An 18523-nucleotide genomic window follows, 5' to 3' on the forward strand; every position below is an offset into this window, starting at 1 on the left:
CCCGCCTTCGCGATCACCTCGTGTACGTGAACAACTCGCCCCGTCCAGGGGTGCCAAGGGTAGAGCACCTCGCGCTCCTCGGTCCCGTGGGTGTTCTGTGATTGAGTTGTACAACGGACACCGACCCCATTCATCCCTTGACGGCAGGACGCCCGATTAAGCCTACTTCAACCCGCAGCTGCCCGATCTGGCAGCTGCGTAACCAAGGCGGAAAACCACTTAGAAAACGCCCAAGACCTGTTCAGACAAACCGAACCACCTCTCACGACACCAGCCCGTGAGCCTGATGCAAGCGCGGAAACTCTAAGGACGGCCGAGGGCGCGTCGGGTAGCACATCAAAACCTGAACAGAGCGAACTAAAGAACGCGGACACTCAGGGGAGCAGGTCAGCCCTGGTGCAGTCGACCCTGACCGGAGTCGAAGAATTCAACACCAAGCGCTGTGAGAAACGAATTCTTTGCGAACATTGCGAAACGCACTCCTTCTCTTCGGATGCGTATGAACTCGCAACGATGCCTATCGTCGGCAGTGTGGGGCGCAGACAGCGCTTGCGAAAAGGAACCACCCTCGACGAGCGGCGTGATCGCTTGCGCCGCAGAATGGCTTCTGCGGCGCAACAAGTACGGCGATCAGGCCGCCGCGAAATTGCTGGGATAGAGCGCCCGCATCAAATCTTCGTCGCCCGGTGTCTTGAAGCTCTTGCCGTCAGCGATGCTATTGGCCACCTCGACAGCCGGTCGGGCATTGATCGCCTCGAACCAGCGCGCGACCTCGGGAAAGCGCGCCAGCCCGTCGTCGCCCAGAACACGGCCGCCCCGCATTGCCCAGCCCCAAAGCGACATATCGGCGATCGAATAGCAGTCACCCACCACGAAGTCGCGGCCTTTCAGGTGAGTGTCCAGAACCTGGTAATGCCGTTCGATTTCGCGCATGTAGCGGTTCTTGGCATAGGGCACGTCTTCGGGCGCGGCATGGTGGAAATGCACCGACTGGCCCGAAAACGGGCCAAGCCCGGTAGCGACGAACATCAGCCACGAGAGGAGCGCGCCGCGCTCTTCCGGGACCACGCCGAACTGGCCGGTCTTCTCGGACAGGTACATCAGGATCGCTGTGCTGTCGAAGACCGCGAGCTCTCCATCCAGGATCGCCGGGACCTTGCCGTTGGGGTTGATCGCCCGGAACTCGGGCGTGTGCTGCTCGCCCTTCGCGGTGTCAACGGGGACCAGTTCGAACGGCATTCCGGTTTCGGCTAGAAATAGCGCGACCTTCATCGGGTTGGGCGTCGGATGGTAGAAGAATTTCAGCATAGTGTCTCCGTTTCTGGGTAAAATCATCAACTTGCAGGCGCGAGTTTGTCCTGCGTCCTCAGGTCGAAATCCGAGGCGTCGTGGCGTTCGCGGAGCTGTTCGTTGAGCGGCCCCGAGGTGCGGTTGACGATGCGCCCGCGCCGGACGGCCGGCCGCTGCAGGACCTCCTGCGCCCAGCGGCGCAGGTGCGTGTAGCGTTCGACGTCAAGGAATTCGCCGGCCTCGTAGGCATGGCCAAGGGCAAGATTGCCATACCAAGGCCAGGTCAGCATGTCGGAGATCGTGTAGGTGTCGCCGCCCAGGTAAGGACGTTCGGCCAGGGCGCGGTCGAGCACGTCCATCTGGCGCTTCACCTCCATCGTGAAGCGGTTGATCGGGTATTCGAACTTTTCCGGCGCGTAGAAATAGAAGTGCCCGAAACCGCCGCCCAGGTACGGCGCCGATCCCTGCAGCCAGAACACCCAGTTCATCACCTCTGCCCGGTGCGCCGGATCCTCGGGCACGAAGGCCCCGAACTTATCGGCGAGATAAAGCAGGATCGCCCCGCTTTCGAATACGCGGATGCCGGTGTCGCGGTCGAGCATGGCGGGGATCTTGGAATTCGGGTTCAACGCCACGAAGCCCGACGAGAACTGATCGCCTTCGCCGATGCGGATCAGATGCGCGTCGTATTCCGCGCCGGTCCGGCCGATGGCCAGCAGCTCTTCGAGCATGATGGTCACCTTCTGCCCGTTCGGCGTGCCCATGGAATAGAGCTGGATTGGGTGCCGTCCGACAGGCAGCTCGGCATCATGGGTCGCGCCGGCGACCGGGCGATTGATGCTAGCCCAGTTGCCGCCGTTCTCGGTGTCCCATGTCCAGACCTTCGGCGGGATGTAGTGCGCCATGCTCTACGCTCCTTGGTTGATGCTCGGTGTCGGTGGGTCGGATGCCGGCCGGAATCACCAGCAGCCTGGAGTGTCTTACTCCCTGCTACTAGCCTATTATTGAGCGACCGCTCAAGTCGAATTTGAGTGATCGATCAAGAAAATCCGCGGCCTCCCCTTCTGCCCGGCACAAGCATGAGTATGTTCGCGACATGGCACGCACTGCTTCATATGATCGGGACGCAGCGCTGGACGCCGCCATGACCCTGTTCTGGGTCTGGAGGGCTCTGATGATGGGTTGGGTAGCCCCTCCTGACGGCACTTGTGCCAGATTGATCCATGGAGGATCAGGAGGAAAGGGCTATGAAGGAAGTCTGTCAACGTGTATGGTCGCTCCCGGCTGAGCAAGAGTTTTCTGAAACTAGGTCTGGATGGAGCGGTCGAGTTCCTACGTGTATCCGCCCTCAAGTTGCGGCTTTCTACGCCGCGGGCCCTCATGGCAATTTCGTGGGCAGGTCCAAATCGGCGGATCGCGCTCGACCGCGCTCCGTTGACAACTGGTTTTCCCGCCCCGTTACTGTCCCGCTCTTCCATGATCTCCTGGCAGAACTTCCGCTCGGCCAGAACCGGCGAGGTCTACGACCTCATGCCGGAACTCTGTAGTATCCGCCCCGCGAAATAAGCGCCCATGCGACCCGGGCCATCTTATTTGCCAATGCGACGGCCACGAGCATCCTCGGCTTGCGACTCAGCATCTGAGCCAGCTAGGAACCGGGTTTCGGGCCCCCAGTTCGGCCGGCCGCCAGAATGACGGCCATCGCCCCAATGATCAGTAGGCGTCGAATGTCCTTCTGTCCCATCTTCGATGGTCTTGCCCAATCGCGTTTTCCCACCTGTCGAATGCTGTCGCGGGGTCAGCCCTACCCATGCCGCAAAATCCCTACCCTTGCGGAACATGTCAGTCGGTGGCGCCAGAGTGGCTAAGGTAATGGCGGTGATCGGACCAATTCCCGGTAGTACCCCGAGAGATGGTGTAAGAGCGCCGACCTTCGGAGAGATCCAAGGCTGATCAGGTCGCCACGGCGGACAGCCTAACGGTTGTAGTGTCGGTGACCCACCTTGGCACACAGATGCCGTCAGGGGGGCGGTCACATCATCAGAGCCTCGTGAACAGGCTGCCCAATAGTACCTCGCCCGGCACCGAAATAATCAGTGAAAGGTCCGCTCGTGCTATAGCGCCGACGATCCCAAGATCTACTCCCCCGGTTAGAGCGGAGCCGATCATCGACAATACGATGAACCTTATGACATTTTTCGTGTCTTTCAGCGCTGGAAGGGATGAGATCCCGCTAATGGGTCGCGATGGCAGACACGAAAACGGGGGCCACAGTGTGGCCCCCACTTGGGTCAGGTCTGGAACACTACGGCTGGTCAGGCGTCGGGCGTTTGTGCCTGGTCCTTGACGAAGGTCCGGTCGGTCTCGCCGCGGAAGAAGTCGCGACCGTAGACCAACAGGCAGAGCACCACGCCGACGCCGAAGGCCCAAGCGGCGCCACGGGTCGCCAGGACGGCGGCCACGATGCCCGCGATGCCCAGGTCCCGCTGCGAGCGGGCTTCCATCACCCCGATGCGGACCGAGACATAGCCCTGGATCAGCAGCGTAAGCGCCAGGGCGATTCCCAGGATCGGTTGCACCAGCGTGACGATCGGCATCAGCAGCAGACCGGTGTTGGTGCCCCAGCGGAACGAGCCCGCGCCGCCGAAGATCGAGTCCATGGTCTTCTTGCCCTGGGTAAAGCGCTCGACGATGACCACGTGCATGGCCGACCACAGCGGGCCGCACATGGCGACGTCGGGCCCGACGATGGACATGATCGAGTTCCGCGCGCCGAAGATCATGTGGGCCCGGTCAGGCGAGTAGTCGATCTTCTCGTCGGTACGCTCGGCGTCGGCTTCTTCCAGGATGGCCTTGGATTGCAGCACGTCACCGAAGAGGACGATGTAGGCCGCCAGCACCGTGGGGATGGCGGTGAGGAACATCGACAGCGGCGGCAGACCCAGGCCGAAGACGGTGTATTCCGCAAAGAGCGTGGAGAAGTCGGGCTTCGAGATGCCCCACTCAAGATCCGGCCAGGGCGCTTCGCCGAAGATCGGCGCGACGACGATGGCCAGGGCTACGATGGGGAAGATCCCCAGCTTGCCGATCATGCCGAACAGCGCGACCTCGCGCTTCAGCTTGGCGAAGTGGCGCGAGAAGATGACGTAGAAAGCGATGCCCACGGCGATGGTGATGGTGAAGGGGAAGCTGTCGAACCGGCCGCCGACCTTGAAGACCGAGATCACGGCCGCGATGCCCGCACCGATGATGACACCGGACTTGATCGCCTGTGGAATGGCCGCAACTACCTTGTGTGCCAGCCCCGAGGCGCCGATGAAGATCGAGAAGACCCCAAGCAGCAACTGGAACGAGATCAACGCATGCACCCGCTCCGGCCCTTCCGGGAAGGAGGCGCAATAGGCCATGAGCAGCGGAATGGCGGGGGTGATCCAGCCGGGCACCACCGGGTCGCCCAGCAGGTGGTGCATCAGGTACAGTACGCCGTTCATCATGACGACGGCCAGGGCGACCTCGAAGGGCATGCCCAGCAGCTCGACCATCAGCGGAATGGCGGCCAGGTCGACGGCGCACATCAGCAGGCCCTGGAAATAGTCCGGCCATTCGAAACGGTAATGCAGGAAGGGCAGGCGAATCTTGAACGGACCCGCGCCCCAATAGGGCGTTTCCTGCCCGTCGATACGTTCTTGTCTCACTTATCTCTCCTCGCTTGACGCAGTCTGCCCCTCCCTCCTAGGGCATGGGTTTGGCAGGCGCTCCACCATGCGATGCATGGGAGCGCCTATTTGCTGAGGGTCAGAATGCCTCGCGGTACAACGCGAGCGCATCCTCCTCCGTCACCTCGACGGGGTTGTTGATCAGAAGGCGGGTCTGCAGCATGGCGTCGCGCGCCAGCATCGGCAGATCCTCTTCGGGAACCTTCACGTCACGCAGCTTCAGGGGCGCGCCGGAGCGGTCCATCAGGTCCTGCATGAAGTTCACGAAATTGGCCGAGCGCGCCTGGGTGCCCTCGTCCGAGGGGCCGATTACCACGTCGGCCAGGTCTGCGTACAGCGCGGCCGCGGCGGTCATGTTGTAGCGCAGGACCGGGCCCAGCATCAGGGCGTTGGTCAGGCCGTGGGGCAGGTGGTAGTGGCCGCCCAGCGGATAGGCTAGGGCATGCACGGCGCCGACGGGGCTGTTGGCGAAGGCCTGGCCCGCCAGCGTCGCGCCCAGTAGCATCGCTTCGCGGGCGGCGCGGTTCTGGCCGTCCTCGCAAGCGGTGATCAGGTTCGCCGTCATCAGCCGCAGGGCTTCCTTGGCGAAGACATCCGACATCATGTTCTTCTTGTGCTGGCCGGTGAAGGCCTCGATCGCATGGACCATGGCGTCGATGCCGGTGGCGGCGGTCTGCACCGGCGGCAGGCCCACGGTCAGCTCTGCATCCAGCAGCACGCGGTCGGCATAAAGCTGATGCGACACGATCCCCATCTTGGTGGTCTCGCCGGTGGTCAGGATGGTGATGTTGGTCACCTCCGAGCCGGTGCCGGCGGTGGTGGGGATCTGCACCAGCGGCGCGCGTTTGCCCTGCACGTTGCCGATGCCGTACATCTCGGACAGCGGCTGGTCCGAGCTGAGCATCACGGCCACCAGCTTGGCGATATCCATGGAGGACCCGCCGCCCAGCCCTAACACCACATCGGCGCCTGCGGCCTTACCCTGTTCGACACAGGACATCAGCACCGCTTCGGGCGGATCCGCGACCACGTCGTCGAAGACGGTGACGCTGAAGCCCGCCTCGGCCAGCGAGGCCTTGGCCGGGTCGAGAAGCCGGTTCTCGTGCAGGAACTTGTCGGTCACGATCAGCAGGTTCCGCTCGACGAACCAGTCGCCCATCAGCGCGCCCAGGCGTTTCGCGCCACCCCATTCCACCAGCAGCGAACCGGGCGTGTCGAAGGAGAAGGGTTTGATACCATCGGTCATTGAACTTGTCCTTGGAGTGATGATTTCACGGTCCTCCGCCCGCATCAGGAGGGCAGGGGGACGGGCGACGCTTACAGCGCGCTGCAGAGGTACTTCAGCTCGAGGTAGTCCTCGATTCCGTACTTGGACCCTTCGCGGCCAAGGCCCGACTGCTTGACGCCGCCGAAGGGCGCCACCTCGTTCGAGATCAGGCCGGTGTTATGGCCGACCATGCCGTATTCCAGCCCCTCCGAGACGCGCACGGTACGGGCGAAATCACGGGTGTAGAAATAGGCGGCCAGGCCGAAGATCGTGTCGTTGGCCATGGCGATGGCCTCGTCTTCGGTGTCGAAGGCGAAAAGCGGGGCCAGCGGGCCGAAGGTCTCTTCGGTGGCGACCTTCATCTCGGCCGTGACGCCGGTCAGGATCGCCGGTTCGAAGAACAGCCCGCCCAGGCGCTTGCCGCCCTGGATCAGCGTGGCGCCCTTGGCCACGGCGTCGTTGATGTGGTCCTCGACCTTGTCCAGCGCCTTGGGCTCGATCATCGGGCCGATCTCTGTACCCTCGGCGGTGCCGTCCCCGACCTTCAGCGCCGCGACCTTCTCGGCCAGCTTGGCGGCGAAGGCATCGTAGACGCCGCGCTGCACCAGGATGCGGTTGGCGCAGACGCAGGTCTGGCCCGCGTTGCGGTACTTCGAGGCCATGGCGCCTTCGACTGCCGCATCCAGGTCGGCGTCGTCGAAGACGATGAAGGGCGCGTTGCCGCCCAGTTCAAGGCTGACCTTCTTGATGGTGTCGGCGCATTGCGCCATCAGCAGTCGGCCCACTTCGGTCGAGCCGGTGAAGGACAGTTTTCGCACGGTGTCGCTGTCGGTGATCACCTTGCCGATGGTGGAGGCCTTGCCGGTCACCACCTGGAAGACGCCGTCGGGGATGCCCGCGCGCTGCGCCAGCTCGCCCAGGGCGAGGGCGGTCAGCGGGGTCAGGTCGGCAGGGCGCACGATCATTGAGCAACCAGCCGCCAGGGCCGGCGCGGCCTTGCGGGTGATCATCGCGGCGGGGAAGTTCCAGGGGGTGATCGCGGCGGTCACACCGATTGGCTGGCGCAGCACGGTGATGCGCTGGTTGGCCTTGGGCGCGGGGATCGTGTCGCCGTAGACGCGCTTGGCCTCTTCGGCGAACCACTCGATAAAGCTGGCGGCATAGGCGATCTCGCCCTTTGCCTCCGCCAGGGGCTTGCCCTGTTCCAGCGTCATGATCAGGCCCAGGTCGTCGGTGTTCGCGATCATCAGCTCGAACCAGCGGCGCAGCACGGCGGCGCGGTCCTTGGCGGCCCAGCCGGCCCAGGCCTTCTGCGCGCGGGCCGAGGCTTCGATCACCGCCGGAATTTCTGAAGGGTCCATGTAGGGCACGCTGCTGACCATGGATCCATCGGCGGGGTTGGTGACCTCCGCCATCTCGCCGGAGGCCGCCTGGACCCACTGGCCATCGACTAGGCAGGCTGCCTTCAGCAGGGTTGGATCATTGAGCTTGGGCATCGGGAACTCCTCCTCCACGACGTATTCGAACTTGACTGCTCAATTGCCATTGTTTCATATATGGAACGCTGGTTGCAGTATGGAACGGATGCAACCGTATACAGTCAAACGAAGCCCAGGCAACCTTCTTTGGCGCTAACGGGGGAGAAAATTGAAATGACAGAGAATGCGAAGCGTCGCGCGCCGGCAGTAGAGAGGGCGGTTCAGCTGCTGGATTGCCTTGCGGCCAAGGCCGGGCCGGTGGGCGTGTCCGAGCTGGCGCGAGAAGTCGGCGCCCCGAAAAGCTCGGTCTACGGCGTCTGCGAATCGCTCGTGGCGACCGGGGTGCTGCATTACAATTCGCGCGGGTACAGTCTGGGCTCCCACTGCCTGAGGTGGAGCGGCGCCTACCTGCAGCGGTCGTCCCTGGTGTCGGAATTTCAGCGGGCCTTGGCGGTGGACCGGCGACTGGCGGACTACACCGTGACCCTGTCGTCGCTAGAGGCGGACCAGGTGGTCTACCTGGCCTGCCGCAACTCCGACAAGCCGCTGGGCTTCACCTTCCAGATCGGAATGCGCCTGCCTGCGGTCTATTCCGCGACGGGTAAGGCGATGCTGTCCTACGTCTCGCCCGAGGAGCGCGCGGAGGTCCTGTCGGGCGCCTGGCCGCAGGGCTTCACGACGAACAGCGTCCCCGACCGCGACCATTTCGAAGCCGACATCGAGACCTGGCGTGCCAAGGGCTACGCGATCGACAATGGCGAGATCCGGGAGGGCATGGTCTGCCTCGGTGCCCCGATCCTGGGGCCAGGTGGCCTTCCGGTGGCGGGCATCGCCATCTCGATGACCAGCGCCGAGGCCCGCCAGGGCTCGCAGGACGACCTGGGCCGGACGGTGCGCGAAATCGCCAACGCCCTGGCGCTTCATTACACGGGCTGAGAGGGCAGATCAGGTCCCGGCGTCCTGCCCCTGTCTGGCATCCTTGCTGTCCATCCGCAGGGGCGCACTCCAATTTTTGCCGAACTGGGCTCCTTCGCGTCTATGAGCCGCCGCGGCAACCCGTACGATAACGCAAAGGCCGAGAGCTTAATGAAGACACTGAAGGTGGAGGACGCTTACCTTACGGAGTATGAGTTGTTCGACGACGTCGCCACCGGCCTGCCCCGGTTTATCAAGGCTCAAAACAACCGCCGCCTGCATTTAGCCTTGGGCGATCTTAGCCCTGTACAGTTCTAAGATCGCCACGCCCGCGCCACAGTCAAAACCGCCGCCTAAGAATGTCCATCGGCAGGGGCGCACTCCAGTCGCTCAGCGGACAGCGAATGCGACCGGACTGACAGGCCATGAGGTGACGCTGTTGCTGATCCTTGAGGGACTGACCCAGGCGTGGCCCCTGCATGATCAGGCCGCCGTCACGGCAGCCAAGGCGCTGGTGTCAACCGTGCCAGCAGAAAGTCCATGAACACTCGCACCTTCGGTGTCAGGACGTTGGACCGGGGATAGATCAGCCACAGCACCGACGCATCGGCAAGCCGCCAGTCGGGCAACAGATGTTCCAACCGCCCCGCGCGGATATCGTGGGAAACGCTCCAGAGCGAGTTGATCGAGATCCCGCCGCCGGCCAACGTGGCAATGCGCTGTGCCGTTCCGTCATCGAGGATCGTGCGGCAGATCATGCGGGCCGGATCGAGCGTAAAGCGACGGGTCCCGGCAAGCAGGTCACGGGGGGCGGTGCTGCCCCAGGACAGCAGGTCGTGGCCGTCCAGATCTTCCGGCGTCATTGGCGTGCCATGCCGCCCAAGATACTCCGGCGCGGCGCAAAGAACGCGGGTGTCGTCGCCAAGTTTGCGACCCCGCAAGCTACTGTCCTGCAAGGGTGCGCTGCGCAGGGCCAGATCAAAGCTGCCTTCGATCAAGTCCATGCGGGTGTCGGACAGCCGCAGATCCAGTGTGATGTCCGGATATCCCGCGTGAAATGCGGGCAGAAGCGGCATGATGTGCAGCTGTGCAAAGCTGCTTGGCGCGGCAAAGCGCAGCGTCCCCGTGGGGCGTTTCGCATTTAGGCCAAGGGCGGCGCGAGCGGCCTCTGACTGCGCGAGGATCTCGCGCGCGTAGGGCAGAAATGCGGCCCCTTCCTGCGACAGCGACACTTTGCGGGTAGTGCGGTGTAGCAGCTCTGCGCCCAGCTCATGTTCCAGCTTCGCCAGCCGCGCGCTGGCCATGGCGGGCGCAAGGCCAAGGCTGCGCCCGGCAGCACTGATGTTCAGCCGCTCGGCTGCCGCAACGAACAGGCGCAGAGTCTCAATCTCCATGCAGATTATCCTGAAAATCGGAAAACTGAACTCTGATATGAGCCGTTTTTTCTGCAGTTCAAAGAAGTATCTCTGCCTGCAAGCAAGTTGCAGAGGAAACGCCATGAAAACCATCGGATACACTCAGACCGGCGCCGCCACCGTATTGACTGCGCAAGAGGCCGATCGCCCGGCGCTGCGCCAGCGTGACCTTCTGGTCGCGGTCAAGGGGATCTCGGTCAATCCGGTCGACGTGAAGCTTCGTGCGAACCGGGCACCAGAAGGGCTTGGCATCCTTGGCTTCGACGCCGCAGGTGTGGTGGTCGAAACCGGACCAGAAGTGACGGGCTACAAGGTCGGCGACGAGGTTTTCTATGCCGGCGACGTCACCCGCCCCGGGACCAACGCCGAATTTCACGCGGTGGATGAACGCATCGTCGGGCGCAAACCGGCCTCGCTGGATTTCACCGAAGCCGCAGGCCTCCCGCTGACCGCAATCACGGCTTGGGAAATGCTGTTCGACAGCTTCCGCCTCTCCGAAGGCGCAGGCGGGGGCCAGAGCCTGCTGGTCATCGGCGGCGCGGGTGGTGTCGGCTCGATCCTGATCCAGCTGGCCAAGCGGCTGACCGGGTTGACCGTGATCGCCACCGCCTCGCGCCCAGAGACGCAGGAGTGGGTGCGCCGGATGGGCGCGGATCACGTGATCGACCATCGCGGCGACATGGCCGCGCAATTGCGCGACCTGGCACTGGTGCCGGACTACGTGTCCGCCCTGACCGCCACCGACCAACACTGGCCCGCCATCATCGAGCTGATCGCCCCGCGCGGCCACATCGCCTTGATCGACGACCCTGAGGGGCTCGACATCGCGCCCGCCAAGCCCAAGGCGCTGACTCTAAGCTGGGAGTTCATGTTCACCCGGTCGATGTTCGGCACCGATATGGAGGCGCAGCGCGATCTGCTGAACCGTGTGTCGGCGATGCTGGATGCGGGCGAGCTGATCTCTACCGTGACCGAACGCGCCGATGTGCTGACGGCCGAGACCCTCGCCGCCGCGCATGAACGGCAGAAAAGCGGGCGTGTGATCGGCAAGCAGGTGCTGCCGGGCCTGTCCGCCTAAACTTGGGGGAAGGAGCCAGACATGCGAGACCACTTGGACAGCTTTCCGCAAATCAACAGGGGCTACGACGGCACCTTTCAGGCCGGGCGGTTGAGCCTTGGTCTCGTGGTCCCGATCACCGCCTATCCGGATAGTCCGGTGCCAGACATGATTGGCCATCTGGCGCGGATCCAGCGGGCCGAGACGCTTGGTTTTCGTGCGGTCTGGCTACGGGATGTGCCGTTTGACGTGCCGAGCTTTGGCGATGCGGGTCAGCTGTATGATCCGTTTACATACCTTGGCTACCTCGCGGGACAGACCAGCGACATCGCGCTTGGCGTCGCATCCATCGTGCTGCCGCTGCGCCATCCCGCGCATGTGGCCAAGGCCGCGGCCTCGGTCGATCAGCTGTCAGGCGGACGGCTGATCCTTGGCGTGGCCTCGGGAGATCGCCCCGAGGAATATCCGGCCATGGCCGCCGATTTCGACGGTCGGGGCGACGCTTTTCGTGCAGCGTTTGATTACGTCCGAGCGATGGCCGACCCCTCGCCGCACATCGACAACCGATTTGGCAGGATCGATGGTCGCATGGGCATGCTGCCCAAGCCCCAGGGCACGCGTTTGCCGCTGCTGGTCACCGGCTCCAGCCGCCAGTCGCCTGACTGGATCGCGCAGAATGGCGACGGTTGGATGACCTATCCCCGGGCCGGACAGGCGCAGGATCGGGTGCCGCAGGATTGGCGCGACCGGCTGGAGGCGCTTGGGCAGCCCGCGAAACCTGTCCTGCAGCCGCTGTATGTCGACCTGTCGGACAATCCCGGTGACGGACCGCAGCCCATCCACCTTGGGATTCGGACAGGGGTGCGCTGGCTGACCACCTACCTCAAACACCTCGAAGAAATCGGCGTGAACCATGTTGCCCTGAACCTGCGCTTCAACCGGGCGCCCATCGACGAAACGCTGGACCGTCTCGCACGGGACGTGGTGCCGCAGTTCTCCTGAAAGGATCACTCATGAAGACCATCCTGATTACCGGCGCGACGCAGGGCCTTGGCCTTGCCACCGCGCAGGCCCTGGCCGAACAGGGCCATCGCCTCATCGTGCATGGGCGCGACGCGGCCAAGCTTTCGGACATGGCCGACGACCTTCGGCGCAAAGGGGCCGAGGTCTCGACCGAACTCGCGGACCTGTCCGAGCTCGCGCAGGTCGCGACATTGGCGGGTCGCGTGATGCACGGGGCACGCACAGGTCGACGCTCTGATCAACAACGCGGGTGTGTTCAAGACCGGGCAACCCCGTGCAGGCGCATTCGACGTGCGCTTTGCGGTGAACACGCTGGCCTCGGCGCTGCTGGCCATGCGTCTGTTGCCGGTCATACCGCAGGACGGCCGCATCATTCACTTGTCCTCGGCGGCACAGGCCCCGGTCGACCCACAAGCCCTCGCGGGTGTCACGCCCCTGCAAGACATGGAGGCCTACGCCCAGAGCAAGCTGGCCATCACACTGTGGAACCAGGCCTTTGGCGACGCGCACCCGGAGGGGCCAATGTCGCTGTCGGTCAACCCCGGCTCGCTTTTGGCGACGCGCATGGTGCGCGAGGGCTTTGGCACTTCCGGCAATAATCTGAACATCGGCGTCGACATCCTGACCCGCGCCGCGCTGTCGACAGAATTCGCCGCAGCAACCGGGCGCTACTACGACAACGACGCACGACGGCTCGCCCCGCGCTACGACGCGGCCACTACGGCGCAGATCGCCGGCCAGATCGACGCGCTTCTCTCCCAAATCAACTGAGGACATTCCCATGAAAACCATGACCCTGAACGCCTACGGTCCCGACGCTGTCTTTACCGAAACCGAAACCCCGCGCCCCACAGCCGCCCCCGGCCACGTGATCGTCCGCATCAAGGCGACCAGCGTGAACACCATCGACACGATGATCAAGGATATGGGCACCGACCTCCCGCTTTCCCCCGCGTTGCCTGCCGTGCTCGGCATGGATTTCGCCGGGGTGATCGAAGAGGTCGGCGCCGATGTGACCGGCTTTGCCGTGGGTGACGAGGTTTACGGCTGCGCCGGTGGGCTGGCCGATCTGAAGGGCGCGCTGGCAGAATACATGCTGGCCGATGCTCGGCTGATCGCGAAGAAGCCGCAAAGCCTGTCAATGCGCGAAGCCGCTGCCCTGCCGTTGGTGGGCATCACCGCTTGGGAGGGGCTACACCGGGCAGGCGTCTCGGGTGGCCAGTCCGTACTGGTGCAAGGCGGCGCAGGCGGCGTCGGCCACTTGGCGGTGCAGATTGCACGGCACCTTGGCGCAAAGGTTACGGCCACCGGCACAGGTGCCGCGCAGATGCAGGTGATCGAGGACTTCGGTGCGACGCCGATCGACTTCAAGACCACGCAGATCGACGACTATGTCGCCGCGCAGACCGGCGGGGCCGGCTTTGACGTGGTATTCGACACCGTGGGTGGGGCGAACATGACCAACTCCTTTGCGGCGGCGGGGCTGAACGCGCATGTGGTCTCAACCGTCGCGCTGCTCGAAATCGACCTAAGCCTCGCGCATTTCAAGGGTCTGTCGCTGCACATTGTCTTCATGCTGCTGCCGATGCTGCATGACGTAAACCGCGCTGCGCATGGCGAAATCCTTGCCCAACTGGCCGCGCTCGTAGATGCAAGCGCGGTCAAGCCGCTGCTGGATGACCAACGGTTCACACTGAGCCAGGTGGGCGAGGCCTACGCCCGACTGCAATACGGCGCCGCCCTGGGTAAGGTGGTGATCGAGGTCTGAACGCCCCCAGCCCGCCCTCCATGGGGCGGGCGGTCACCCCTGCGCCAACTGCGCCCGGTAGTGACCGAGGCGCGCATCGGCCATGCTGTCCACCACCATCACCACGCTCAGAAAAGCGATGGCCGTGATAAACGACGCTCGCCAGAGCGGAGCGTCGAGGAACACGATCCCCAGCGCCGCCGCTGCCACCATCAGGGGCATCACCTTGAAGACGGCGGTGGCATAGCCCGCGCGAGTTTGATCGATCCGGGCAAGCTCTGACGTGACAAAGCTCTGCATGTCAGTTGCCGCTTCGGCAAAGCCCGACAGGCTGGACCACGTGCCAAACAGCAAACCACCCCCGAGGATCAGCAGCAACACGCCTGCCACGCCCATCGGCCAGACAAAGGAGCGGGCCATCTCGGTGCGGCACATGTGCCATAGGGCGAAGCAGGTGGCCAGAAAGACCATCCCCATCAGGATGAAGGCGCTGTTCGAGAGCATCTCGGCCCGGGCCCAGCCGGTTGCAGTCTTGAGTGGGGTCATGGCCCACCTCCGTTGTTAAGGGGGCAAGCCGCCCCGGTGCGTGCAAGGTCGCTTAAAGAGACCATGTGAAGCCCGTAGCCGTCTCGGAGACGCTCCAAAGCCGGGTCATGACCTCCTTGTCATAGGCGTGGGACTTCAACGTTCCCTTACCGACGGGGCCCACAAATTCCATGCGGCCGGTTGGGCCGTAAAGCGCACGTTGCTGGAGGCCGGTTTCGGTGGCGCACATCACCTCGGGGTAGGCGCCTTTTTCGGCGGACTGTACCATCGGGGTCAGGGTCATGAGCTTGAAGATCAGCTTCGACAGCGCGCTGCCGCTGGTGTTGATCAACGAGGTCGCGGACGAGCCGGGATGGCAGACGTAGACCTCGACCGAGGTTTTCGCTGCCGACGCCAGACGGTCCTGCAATTCGTAGGCGAACATCATCTGCGCCAGTTTCGACTGGCTGTAGGCGGTGTTCGCGCCATAGCCGCTGTTCCAGTTCATGTCGTCGAATTTGATTGTCTTCAAACCCATGTTGTAGCCAAGGCTGGCCACCACGACGATCCGGCCCGCCGACTCTTCAATCCGGTCGAACAGCAGTCCCGCGAGTAGGAAATGCCCATAGTGGTTGGTGCCCAGCTGGCTTTCGAATCCATCCTTGGTCATCTGGCGCGTCGGCACCTGCGCGATGGCGGCGTTCTGGATCAGCGCGTCGATGCGCGGTACTTCCGCCAGAACCCGAGCGGCGGCCTCGCGCACACTGCAGAGATCCGACAAGTCCACGCGGATAAAATCGACCTCCGCCTTCGGTCCTAATTTTGCGCGCAGCATCTCCACAGCGGCCTTCGACCGCTCGGCGCTGCGGTTAAGCATCACCACTTTCGCGCCCTTGGTCAGCAAAATCTGTGTCGCCTGATACCCGGCCCCCGCGTTGCCACCGGTGATCAGAAAAGTCCTGCCGCTGAGATCTCCGAGGCGTTCCGGTGTCCAGCCCTTGGGTCCAAATGTCGTGTCGGCCATCGTCTTGTCCTTCATTTTCTGCTGTGTCAGCGTTGGGGGGGAGAAATAAATCTCAAAGCCGGTTCAAAACAGGCGAGATACTCTTGAATACTTGCCTGATTGTATCGATCCTATCGCGCGACCCGTTTCTTGAGAGCAAGCCGCACCCATGACAAAAACGACCCTCCGACACATCATCGAACGTCGCATGCCCGAGGACGGCCTTGTTCAGACCGGGGTTCGCGGTGTGCAGCTCTTCCGCGCAACCGAGGCCGTGCCTTGTATCCCGGCGGTTTATGAGCCTTGCGTGATCGCCATCGTCAGCGGAGCGAAGGAGGCCGTTCTGGACGGGTATCACCATGTCTACGACCACCGCGATTACCTGATCTGCCCCCTGTCAATGCCGGTTGAGGCGGGCACCCCGATGGCCGCGCCGGACAACCCGCTGATGGGCGTCTACATCGCGCTGGACACGCGGCTGATGACGGGGCTCACGATGGAGATGGGTCATGCGACGGCGGCAGGGCCAGTGGTCGAGGCTCGAGGCATCCGTCTCTCGCCATGGGATGACGGGTTTGCCGAGGCGCTCTTGCGACTGGTTCAGCTGGAGGACCCGACAGACCTGGCCATTTTGGGAGCAGCCCGTTTGCGCGAGCTGCATTATGCGATCCTGAAGGGCGACGCCGGGGCCTTTGCCCGTCAGGCCTTTGCGCCGGGCAATGGCATCGCGCGGGCCATTGCGCATCTGTCCAACCATTTGCACGATACTGTCACAATCGACGACATGGCCACCCGTGCGGGCATGAGCCGCGCCGTTTTTCACCGTCGCTTCAAGGAGGCGACCACCATGTCCCCGATCCAGTTCGCCAAGGCGATGCGGCTGAACCACGCAGCGATGAAGATCTCTGCCGGGATGACGGTCTCAGAGGCGGCGATGGATGTGGGCTATGTCAGCCCATCGCAATTCAGTAGGGAATTCAAGCGCATGTACGGCACTTCTCCTCGTCATTGGAGCGCGTCCTACCAGCCGGGACGCGCCTGAATCCCGGACAGTTCGGCGTGACACGGCGCGTCGCCAAAAGAAAACGCCCATGCCCCGCCTCACCACAGATGATGCCCGCAGGTAATTGCGCAAATCCTTGTGGCCGAAGCGGCGGATTCGAGGCTTGCAATATGTACACTGCCGGTGTCGTCAGCCCCGCCAAGGTGTCAGCCGAGACCATTTACTTTCTTGTCGGAAACGAGGGCGACATGCTGCGAAAGGTTTGGTGGAATTTAGTCTGTGGATGATGTCCCGGGAAGTGGTGTAGCTCCTCATGGGCCTCGCGCTCATTGGCGGGCCGAGCTGGTCAGTCGCTCTGCGCTGCAGGCAGGCTGACATTGAGATCATCGCAGACAGGGGCGAGCGTTTCCAGCGTCATGTATCTGGCGCGCTGGACCGTCCATTCCTCGGTCTGCTCCATGAGGATCGCGCCGACGAGGCGCCGGATCGAAGCCTCGTTGGGAAAGATACCGACGACGTCCGTGCGTCGCTTGATCTCGCCGTTCAGCCGCTCGATCGGATTGGTAACCGGTATGAAGATCCCGGTGCCGATGTTCGGCCCCGATTTTCGGATCAGGGTGTATGCTGCGAGCATCCGGGACAGAGGCACCGGGAGCACGAAGGTGCGGGCAGGCCGATCCACACGATGAGCTGCGAGCTCGTGTTAGTAGCTGGCCGCCTCTGCGACTCGCCCGGTTGCGCCGAGAGCGCGAATCCGTAGTTGTCATGTCGCCCGCCGCTCCCGCCTGTTTCCATTGGCAAGGGAGGCGCGCATGCGACGCGTGATTGGCATCGACATCCACCGGACCTTCGGAGAGGTGGTGATATGGGAGAACGGCCTGACCCGGCACGAGGGTCGGGTCGATATGACACGAACGGCGCTCGAGGGTTTTGGGCGGCAGCTCTTCAAGACAGACGAGGTCGTGATCGAAGCGACAGGGAATTGCATGGCGGTTTCGCGGGTGCTTTCACCTCACGTCTCGCGAGTGGTGATCGCCAACCCGCTTCAGGTGAAGGCGATCGCTCATGCCCACGTGAAGACCGACAAAGTGGATGCGGCGACTCTGGCGAGTTTGTACGCCGCGGGCTATCTGCCGGAAATTTGGACACCGGATGCGGCGACGGAGCGGCTGCGCAGGCTTGTCGCTCGCCGCTACCAAATCGTGCGCCACCGGACCCGGATCAAGAATGAAGTGCATGCCATCCTGCACGCGCATCTGATCCCGAAATGCCCGCATGCAGATCTCTTCAACAAGCGCGGCCGCGACTGGCTGACACGCCAACCGGTTCCGGAGGATGAACGCGCCGCGATTGCGCGCCATATCCGCGAACTCGACCGGCTCGGGGACGATCTTGCCCAACTCGACCGCGACATCGCGCAAGATGCCTTGAAGGACGAAGAGCTTCAGCGCCTCCTGACAATCACTGGGGTTAATCTGGCGGTTGCCGCGGGCCTGATGGCGGCGATCGGCAGCATCGAGCGGTTCAAATCGCCGCAAAAACTGGTGAGCTACTTTGGTTTGAACCCACGTGTGCGCCAATCCGGTCTAGGGCCTGCCCACCATGGCCGGATCAGCAAGGCTGGCCGCAGCCATGCCCGCGCAATGCTCGTCGAGGCGGCCTGGGCCGCCGCGAAGGCACCGGGACCGCTGCGGGCTTTCTTTATCCGCATCAGGGCGCGGCGCGGACATCAGATCGCTGCCGTGGCTGTGGCCCGCAAGCTTGCGACCCTTTGCTGGCACATGCTGACGAAAGGCGAGGATTACCGCTGGGCCCGGCCCAGCCTGGTCGCCCACAAACGCCGCGCCATGGAACTGGCGGCCGGGTTGCCGCAGAAGAAAGGCAACAGGCGTGGCTCAAGCTATGCGTACAACGTAAAGGAGTTGCGCCATCAGGAAGCCAAGATCGCCCAGCATGCGGAAAAGAGCTATGAGCACTTCGTTGCGGCGTGGCGGACGCATCCTCCCGGAAAGGGCAGAGGGTGTGCGGCCGCCTCAAACCGGCAGGAACTGAATAGGCTGCCCGGTGACGCTTCCAGCCGACAC

Annotated in this window: 14 protein-coding genes and 5 pseudogenes; 9 read left to right on the forward strand and 10 right to left on the reverse strand. The window is 63.4% G+C overall.

Annotated features, from left to right (window positions below; all coding sequences use genetic code 11):
- Positions 1-630: 630 nt before the first annotated feature.
- From ACXAD2_RS00285 to ACXAD2_RS00310, 6 genes and pseudogenes are all read right to left on the reverse strand, one after another.
- Positions 631-1308: a glutathione S-transferase family protein gene (locus ACXAD2_RS00285; RefSeq protein WP_475165370.1), complete on the reverse strand. Its 678-nt coding sequence runs from the start codon at positions 1306-1308 to the stop codon at positions 631-633.
- Between the two features lie 26 nt (positions 1309-1334).
- A complete protein-coding gene (gene yghU / locus ACXAD2_RS00290; protein WP_475165373.1) occupies positions 1335-2195 on the reverse strand; it encodes a glutathione-dependent disulfide-bond oxidoreductase in 861 nt (286 codons plus the stop codon).
- 623 nt (positions 2196-2818) lie between these two features.
- Positions 2819-3200 (reverse strand): annotated as a pseudogene (locus tag ACXAD2_RS00295) (transposase); the annotation flags it as partial.
- Positions 3201-3605: 405 nt separating this feature from the next.
- Positions 3606-4985, reverse strand: coding sequence for a hypothetical protein (locus ACXAD2_RS00300; RefSeq protein WP_475165374.1), 1380 nt, complete (start codon positions 4983-4985; stop codon positions 3606-3608).
- Between the two features lie 100 nt (positions 4986-5085).
- Positions 5086-6252, reverse strand: coding sequence for an iron-containing alcohol dehydrogenase (locus ACXAD2_RS00305; RefSeq protein ID WP_475165377.1), 1167 nt, complete (start codon positions 6250-6252; stop codon positions 5086-5088).
- A gap of 71 nt (positions 6253-6323) precedes the next feature.
- Complete coding sequence (locus ACXAD2_RS00310; RefSeq protein ID WP_475165379.1) at positions 6324-7769, reverse strand: NAD-dependent succinate-semialdehyde dehydrogenase; 1446 nt, start codon at positions 7767-7769, stop codon at positions 6324-6326.
- A 156-nt stretch (positions 7770-7925) separates the two neighbouring features.
- Here ACXAD2_RS00310 and ACXAD2_RS00315 point away from each other — a divergent pair, with 156 nt between their 5' ends.
- Both ACXAD2_RS00315 and ACXAD2_RS00320 read left to right on the forward strand, forming a co-directional pair.
- A complete protein-coding gene (locus ACXAD2_RS00315; protein ID WP_475165382.1) occupies positions 7926-8687 on the forward strand; it encodes an IclR family transcriptional regulator in 762 nt (253 codons plus the stop codon).
- 99 nt (positions 8688-8786) lie between these two features.
- A pseudogene (locus tag ACXAD2_RS00320) lies at positions 8787-8984 on the forward strand (integrase core domain-containing protein); the annotation flags it as partial.
- A 176-nt stretch (positions 8985-9160) separates the two neighbouring features.
- Here the strand turns inward: ACXAD2_RS00320 and ACXAD2_RS00325 are convergent.
- Positions 9161-10060: a LysR family transcriptional regulator gene (locus ACXAD2_RS00325; protein WP_475166044.1), complete on the reverse strand. Its 900-nt coding sequence runs from the start codon at positions 10058-10060 to the stop codon at positions 9161-9163.
- A 103-nt stretch (positions 10061-10163) separates the two neighbouring features.
- On the opposite strand from ACXAD2_RS00325, the gene ACXAD2_RS00330 reads away from it, so the two are divergent.
- The 5 genes and pseudogenes from ACXAD2_RS00330 to ACXAD2_RS00350 all read left to right on the forward strand — a co-directional run bounded on the left by ACXAD2_RS00330 (position 10164) and on the right by ACXAD2_RS00350 (position 13929).
- On the forward strand, positions 10164-11159 hold the full coding sequence (locus ACXAD2_RS00330; RefSeq protein WP_475165385.1) for a zinc-binding alcohol dehydrogenase family protein: 996 nt from the start codon (positions 10164-10166) through the stop codon (positions 11157-11159).
- Between the two features lie 21 nt (positions 11160-11180).
- The gene (locus ACXAD2_RS00335; RefSeq protein WP_475165388.1) at positions 11181-12140 is read left to right on the forward strand and encodes an LLM class oxidoreductase; all 960 of its coding nucleotides are present in this window, start codon (positions 11181-11183) and stop codon (positions 12138-12140) included.
- A gap of 11 nt (positions 12141-12151) precedes the next feature.
- Positions 12152-12310, forward strand: a pseudogene (locus ACXAD2_RS00340) (SDR family NAD(P)-dependent oxidoreductase); the annotation flags it as partial.
- 103 nt (positions 12311-12413) lie between these two features.
- Positions 12414-12932, forward strand: coding sequence for a Rossmann-fold NAD(P)-binding domain-containing protein (locus ACXAD2_RS00345; RefSeq protein WP_475165393.1), 519 nt, complete (start codon positions 12414-12416; stop codon positions 12930-12932).
- Between the two features lie 10 nt (positions 12933-12942).
- The gene (locus tag ACXAD2_RS00350) at positions 12943-13929 is read left to right on the forward strand and encodes a zinc-dependent alcohol dehydrogenase family protein (protein WP_475165396.1); all 987 of its coding nucleotides are present in this window, start codon (positions 12943-12945) and stop codon (positions 13927-13929) included.
- Between the two features lie 33 nt (positions 13930-13962).
- On the opposite strand, the gene ACXAD2_RS00355 is transcribed toward ACXAD2_RS00350, so the two are convergent.
- Positions 13963-14454: a hypothetical protein gene (locus tag ACXAD2_RS00355; protein WP_475165401.1), complete on the reverse strand. Its 492-nt coding sequence runs from the start codon at positions 14452-14454 to the stop codon at positions 13963-13965.
- Positions 14455-14506: 52 nt separating this feature from the next.
- Positions 14507-15457 (reverse strand): SDR family oxidoreductase, encoded by a 951-nt coding sequence (locus ACXAD2_RS00360; RefSeq protein ID WP_475165404.1) that lies wholly within the window; start codon positions 15455-15457, stop codon positions 14507-14509.
- 148 nt (positions 15458-15605) lie between these two features.
- On the opposite strand from ACXAD2_RS00360, the gene ACXAD2_RS00365 reads away from it, so the two are divergent.
- Positions 15606-16478: an AraC family transcriptional regulator gene (locus ACXAD2_RS00365; protein ID WP_475165409.1), complete on the forward strand. Its 873-nt coding sequence runs from the start codon at positions 15606-15608 to the stop codon at positions 16476-16478.
- 307 nt (positions 16479-16785) lie between these two features.
- Here the strand turns inward: ACXAD2_RS00365 and ACXAD2_RS00370 are convergent.
- Positions 16786-17004: pseudogene (locus tag ACXAD2_RS00370) on the reverse strand (transposase); the annotation flags it as partial.
- A gap of 265 nt (positions 17005-17269) precedes the next feature.
- Between ACXAD2_RS00370 and ACXAD2_RS00375 the strand changes: the two are divergent.
- A pseudogene (locus ACXAD2_RS00375) lies at positions 17270-18460 on the forward strand (IS110 family RNA-guided transposase); the annotation flags it as partial.
- Positions 18461-18523: the final 63 nt, after the last annotated feature.

The sequence above is a fragment of the Salipiger sp. ABN3_019 genome (assembly GCF_056158605.1).